The following is a 6,206-nucleotide window of genomic DNA, read 5'->3' as shown; positions in this document are numbered from 1 at the left end:
GCATTGAAGGCCCCCTGCTCGGTACCCTCCAGCCCCACCCCGCGCAGCTGCATGTCGCGGCGCTCGGCCTCGAGGATGCGCCGCTGCACGCCATCGAGCGCGCTGCCGGCCAACCGCTCCAGGGCCCGGTAGAGCACCTGGCTCTGGCCGGCCCGGCTGCCGAAGGCCACCACGGCCCCCTGCTGTTGCTGGTAGGCCTCGCGCAGCTCAGGGCTGTTGCACACGCCGTTGAGATGGCTCACCGCTCCCCAGCTCCAGCGCAGCCTCTCGCCCAGCCGCTGCAGGGGCTCCATCACCGCCTCCCAGGCCAGGGGAGCGTTCGGGTCGCTGAGCTGCTGCTCCAGGTTGGTCTCGAGGGCACTGAGCTCGCTGTGCAACTGCTCCAGCAGCAGCGGAATCGCCGTGGCCACCTGATCGGCGGTGATCTGGGCGAAGGCAGGCAATCCCTGGCCCTCGAGCAACGGCAGGGTGGCGGTGGCGTGGCCCATCAGCGCGGTTCAGCTGGGACTATTTCAGCCGATCGCCGCCGTGGGCCGTGGTTCAGCCGAGGGCGGGGATCCTGCCCAGGGTGATGGCCGTGACGCTGGCCAGTTGGCTGGAGAGGCCATTGGTGCTGGCCTCGTAGAGATCGATCGCCACCCGCGGCCAGAAGCCGATCACCAGGGTGGGCACCAGCAGGGTGAGGCCGATCAGCAGTTCGCGTGGATTCATGTCGCCCACCACGGCCAGGGCCGGGATCCTGGGCCCGAAGAACACGCGCCGGCAGAGGCTGAGCAGATACACCGGCGTGAGCACCAGCCCCACGGCGGCCAGCACGATGGTGATCACCCGGAAGCCGATTGTGAAGCCGTCGTTGGCGGTGACCCCCAGAAACACCGTGATCTCGCTCACGAAGCCGCTCATGCCCGGCAGAGCCAGGGAGGCCAGGGAGCTGGCCAGGAAGAAGGCGAAGGTGATCGGCAGGGCCTTGGCCAGGCCGCCCATGTTGGGAATCGAGAGGGTCTTGGTGCGCTCGTAGAACACGCCGGTCACGAAGAACATGGCGGCGGCGATCAGGCCATGGCTGATCATCTGCAGCATGGCGCCACTCATGCCGAGGGCGTCAATGGCGCCGATCCCCACCAGCACGAAGCCCATGTGGCTCACGGAGCTGCAGGCGATCCGGCGCTTGACGTTGTCCTGGGCGAAGGCGTTGAGGGCGCCGTAGACGATGTTGACGATGCCGAGCACGATCAGGGCCGGCGCCAGGGTGAGGTGGGCCTCCGGCAGCATCTGCACGTTGAAGCGCAGCAGGGCATAGCCGCCCATCTTCAGCAGCACCCCGGCCAGCAGCATCGACACCGGCGCATTGGCCTCGCCATGGGCATCGGGCAGCCAGGTGTGCAGGGGGAACATCGGCAGCTTCACGCCGAAGCCGATCAGGAAGCCCACGTAGCAGAGCAGGCCGAAGACCCCGCCGGGGCTGCGGCTGGCCATCTCGCTGAGGTTGAAGCTGAAGGGGCCGCCGTAGAAGGCCAGGGCCAGGCCGCTCACCAGGATCAGCAGCGAGGCGGTGGCGGTGTAAAGGATGAACTTGGTGGCGGCGTACTGGCGCTGCTGGCCGCCCCAGATGGCGATCAGCAGGTACACCGGCACCAGCTCCAGTTCCCAGGCCAGGAAGAACAGCAGGAAGTCCTGGGAGAGGAACACCAGCCCCTGGGCTGAGGCCTGCACCAGCATCAGGGCGAAATAGAGGCGCGTCTTGCGGTTGATGTTCCAGCTGGCGGCCACCGACAGCAGGGTGACGAGGCCGGAGAGCACCACCAGGGGCGCCGAGAGGCCATCGGCCCCCAGCGACCATTCCAGCCCGAGGGCCGGCACCCAGCTGACGCGCTCCACCAGCTGCAGCTCGGCGCTGGAGCCCTCGAAGTGCTGGCTGAAGCACACCAGCATCAGCACCAGATCCACCCCCAGGGTGCCGAGGGCCAGGCTGCGGGGCCAACGGGGATCGCTGCCGTCCCCCGGCAGCAATGGCATCGCCAGGGCGACAGCCGCCGGCAGCAACACGATCAGGCTGAGCCAGGGGAAACCGGCCAGCCCGCCTGCCATCAGGGCGTCGGGCAGGGCCGCGGCCAGGGGGCCCAGGGGAGGAGAGGAACAGGGGGTCTGCGGAATGGACGCGGCCACAAGCGCCAAAGAGCCGTCCATCCGAGTCCCGTCAAGATCTGGAGCAACTTACCAGTTGCAGCAAGGCGGCTGGGTAGAACTACTCAGCGTTCTCAGGCCGATCCGGCAGCGGCAGCCAGTGACTGCCGCGGTGCTGCACGCTCAGCACCTCCGCCCGCGACTCCACGCCGGCGTAGTACCAGGTGCGCACCATCGCCCGGTTCACCGTTTCGGCCACTTCCTGGCGGCAGAGCGCCAGCAGGCTCGGGCCGGCACCGCTGATCACGCAGCCCCAGGCCCCGGCCTCCAGGGCCGCCTCACGCACCTTGCGACCCCCAGGGATCAGCCCCCAGCGGTAGGGCTCGTGCAGGCGGTCGTGCATGCCGTCGGTGATCAGATCGCCGTTGCCGGTGCGCAGCCCCTGCAGCAGCAGCGTCAGGGCGCCGAGGTTGGTCACCGCATCGGCCACGGGGATCGCCTTGGGCATGGCCCGCCGTGCCTCGCTGGTGGTGAGCCGCACCGCCGGAATCGCCACCACGGCCACCACCTCCGCCGACCACTCGCAGCGCACCACACGCCAGCGGTGCGAGGCGGCCTTCGCCGTCATGCACAGCCCGCCCACCAGGGAGGGCACCACATTGTCGGGATGGCCCTCGATATCAATGGCCAGCTCCAGCAGCTTCTCCTTGCTGAGCGGCTCGCCCACCAGGGCGTTGGCGCCCATCAGGCCGGCCACGATCGCCGTGGCACTGCTGCCCAGGCCGCGGGCGGGGGGCACGGCCAGGCGCACCCTTGCCTCCAGCCCCACCGGCTCCTCACAGGCTTCCTTCCACACCCGCTGGGCGGAGCGGTAGACGAGGTTGTCGGGCCCGCCGCGCAGGTGGGCCCCCTCTGGGCCCTCGATGATCAGGTCGAAGCGCTGGCTGCCGCCGGCGATGCAGCGCATCTCGAACACGTTGTCGAGGTCGAGGGCCGCCCCGAGGCAGTCGAATCCAGGCCCCACATTTGCGGTGGTGGCTGGCACATGCACCACCACGCCCTGGCCGATGCGGGGGCGCGCCATCGAAGCTTCCTCGGTTCGGCTCAGTGTCTCAGTTCATCGGCGGCGGTTTGGTTCGTGCCTGGCATCCGGGCTGGTTGGTGACCTCGAGACTCAGCCCAGCAGCATCCGAGCCCGGCAGGCGGCACTGAACTGGCCGATGGCGGGATCCAGCACCGCCGTGATCGGCATGTTGGCCAGAACCCGCCCCAACCGCCCCTTGGCCAGGAAGGCCTCGCGGAAGGTGTTGCCCCGCAGGGGCTCCAGCAACTTGGCGGCGGTGCCCCCCGCCAGCCAGATGCCACCCCGGCTGAGGCTGGTGAGGGCCAGGTCGCCGCAGACACTGCCGTAGGCGCCCAGCCACACCTCCAGGGCCGCTTTCGCCAGGGGATCGCCCTCGGCTGCTGCCGCGGTGGTGGCGGCGGGCAGCTCATCTGGCTGTGTGGCCGCCAGGGTCTGGAGGGGATGGGCGCCGCCCGGGTCCTGGGAGTCCAGCAGCCAGCGGGTCACATGGCCCAGCCCGGTGCCGCTCACCACCCGCTCGATCGAGAGGCGCTCGAGGTCCAGGCTGGCCAGCAGCCACTGCTTGAGCGCCCACTCCTGGGCGCTGCGCGGCGCGAACTCGCCATGGGCTGCCTCGCTGGCCAGGGCAGTGAGCTCCGCTCCATCCCGCGCCGGCAGCCCGATCGCCACCCCCAGGCCGGTGCCCGCCCCCAGCACCAGCAGCGGCTCAGCGGCCACGGCCTGCCCCGCCACCACCGGAGCCTGCTGGTGGGGCTCCAGATGCGGCAGGCCGTAGACCAGCACGGCGAAGTCGTTCACCAGGTTCACCCGCTCGATGCCGGTGTCCCGGCTGAGTTCCGCCTCGCTGAGCTGCCACGGCAGGTTGGTGAGATGGGCCTCCCCGCCCTGCACCGGCCCGGCCACGGCGAAACAGGCCGCGGCAGGAGGGGAGTCGCTGCCCAGGAAGGCCTGCACCATCGGGGCGAGATCGAGCCACTCGGCCGAGGGGTAGCGCTCACTGCGCAGCAGCTCCAATCGGGGGCCGCACAGGGCATACAGGGCCAGCAGGGTCTTGGTGCCGCCGATGTCGCCCGCCAGCACCGTGAGGCATTGCGTCGCGTCGGCCATGGTCAGCGGGGTGTCCCGTCGCCGCCGGCTGCCTGGGCTGCGGCCTCCAGAGCGTCCACTTCCAGAGCGAGACCTGCCCCCCGCTGCTGGTTGGCCTGCCGGGCTGCTGCCAGCACATCGCCGGCCGCCAGCGTGCCCAGATCGCCGTCGCGGCGACTGCGCAGGCTGATGGCACCCGCTTCCACCTCCTTGGCGCCGATCACCCCCAGCACGGGGATCTTCATCTGCTCGCCCGTGCGGATCAGCTTGTTGAGCCTGTCGCCGGAGCCATCCACGCTGCAGCGGATGCCCGCCCGGCGGAACTGCTCGCTGAGCGAGGCCGCGTAGGGGCGCACCTCGTCGGTGACGGGCAGCAGCCGGATCTGTTCCGGTGCCAGCCAGAAGGGGAAATCGCCGGCGTAGTTCTCGGTCATGATCCCGAAGAACCGCTCCAGCGATCCGAAGATGGCGCGGTGAATCATGATCGGCCGCTGGCGGCTGCCGTCGGCGGCCACGTAGTGCAGATCAAAACGTTCCGGCAGGTTGAAGTCGAGCTGGATGGTGGAGCACTGCCACATCCTTCCGATCGCATCTTCGATCTTGAGGTCGATCTTGGGGCCGTAGAAGGCACCGCCGCCCTCATCCACCTTGTAGTTCCAGCCCTTGCGCTCCAGGGCCTCCACCAGACCCTGGGTGGCGAGCTCCCACACGGCGCTCTCACCGATCGACTTGGCGGGCCGGGTGGAGAGGTTGATCTCGTAGCTGCGGAAGTCGAAGGTGGAGAGGATCTGCTCGGTGAGATCGAGAATGGCCAGGATTTCGTCGCTGATCTGCTCCGGCAGGCAGAACACGTGGGCGTCGTCCTGGGTGAAGCCCCGCACCCGCATCAGCCCGTGCATCACTCCGGGCCGCTCGTAGCGGTACACCGTGCCGAGCTCGGCCCAGCGGATCGGCAGCTCCCGGTAGCTGCGCAGGGTGCTGGCATAGGTGAGCACGTGGAAGGGGCAGTTCATCGGCTTGAGCTGGTACTGCCGCTCATCCACCTGCATGGGCCCGAACATGCTCTCGCTGTAGAAGTCGAGGTGGCCGGAGGTCTTCCACAGGCCCAGATCGGCCACGTGGGGGGTGTAAAGCAGCTCGTAGCCGGCCGCGAAGTGGGCCTCGCGCCAGAAGTTCTCGATCTCGAGGCGCATGCGGGCACCGCGGGGATGCCAGAACACCAGGCCGGCACCGGCTTCGTCCTCGATCGAGAACAGGTGCAGGTCGGTGCCGAGGCGGCGGTGGTCCCGGCGCAGGGCCTCGGCCTTGCGGCGCTTGTGCTCGGCCAGCTGCTCGGGGGTTTCCCAGGCGGTGCCGTAGATGCGCTGCAGCTGGGCCTTGGTCTCGTCGCCGCGCCAGTAGGCCCCGGCCACGCTCTCCAGCTCGAAGGCCTTGGGGTTGAGCTCGCTGGTGTTGGCCACGTGGGGCCCGGCGCAGAGGTCCCACCACTCCTCGCCGAGGGTGTAGAGGCTGATCGGCTCCTCGATCGAGGCCAGGATCTCCAGCTTGTAGGGCTCGTTCTGGGCCCGGATGCGCGCCTCGGCCTCGGCGCGGCTCACCTCAAGCCGCTGCAGCGGCAAGCGGCGGCCGATGATCTTGCCCATCTCCTTCTTGATCGCCTTGAGATCGGCCTCGGTGAAGGGTTCCGGGTGGTCGAAGTCGTAGTAGAAGCCGGTCTCGGTCCAGGGGCCGATCGTGACCTGGGCCTTGGGGAACAGCCGCTGCACGGCCATGGCCAGCACATGGCTCATCGAGTGGCGGATGCGCAGCAGTTGCTCGCTCTCGCTGGTCCTGGGCAGGGCCACCGGCTCGGCTGTTCCCTGCTGCTGCCTGGCCACTGCCTCCGGGTGGGGACGGGACGGGGGCGCGGAAG

Annotated in this window: 4 protein-coding genes and 1 pseudogene; all 5 read right to left on the bottom strand. The window is 69.4% G+C overall.

The genetic code is table 11. The annotated features are described in order from the left end of the window. Positions 1–488 (bottom strand): annotated as a pseudogene (locus IQ216_RS10790) (M3 family peptidase); the annotation flags it as partial. 52 nt (positions 489–540) lie between these two features. After that, positions 541–2,115: an NAD(P)H-quinone oxidoreductase subunit 4 gene (locus tag IQ216_RS10785; RefSeq protein WP_370561803.1), complete on the bottom strand. Its 1,575-nt coding sequence runs from the start codon at positions 2,113–2,115 to the stop codon at positions 541–543. A 130-nt stretch (positions 2,116–2,245) separates the two neighbouring features. Beyond that, positions 2,246–3,208 (bottom strand): homoserine kinase, encoded by a 963-nt coding sequence (thrB, locus tag IQ216_RS10780; RefSeq protein ID WP_186696531.1) that lies wholly within the window; start codon positions 3,206–3,208, stop codon positions 2,246–2,248. Between the two features lie 90 nt (positions 3,209–3,298). Continuing rightward, the gene (locus IQ216_RS10775; protein WP_193815468.1) at positions 3,299–4,315 is read right to left on the bottom strand and encodes a glucokinase; all 1,017 of its coding nucleotides are present in this window, start codon (positions 4,313–4,315) and stop codon (positions 3,299–3,301) included. 2 nt (positions 4,316–4,317) lie between these two features. Beyond that, positions 4,318–6,206, bottom strand: a 1,889-nt coding sequence (gene thrS, locus IQ216_RS10770) for a threonine--tRNA ligase (protein WP_370566708.1), incomplete at its 5' end; no start/stop codon positions are given.

The organism is Cyanobium sp. LEGE 06143, assembly GCF_015207535.1.
Lineage (GTDB): Bacteria > Cyanobacteriota > Cyanobacteriia > PCC-6307 > Cyanobiaceae > NIES-981.
The sequence above is the reverse complement of the archived record's forward strand: the minus strand, read 5'-3'. Positions and strand labels throughout refer to the sequence as shown.

Coding starts and splice junctions, on each gene's coding strand:
- thrB (WP_186696531.1), bottom strand. CDS start 3,208: ATGGCGCGCCCCCGCATCGGCCAGGGCGTGGTGGTGCATGTGCCAGCC.
- IQ216_RS10775 (WP_193815468.1), bottom strand. CDS start 4,315: ATGGCCGACGCGACGCAATGCCTCACGGTGCTGGCGGGCGACATCGGC.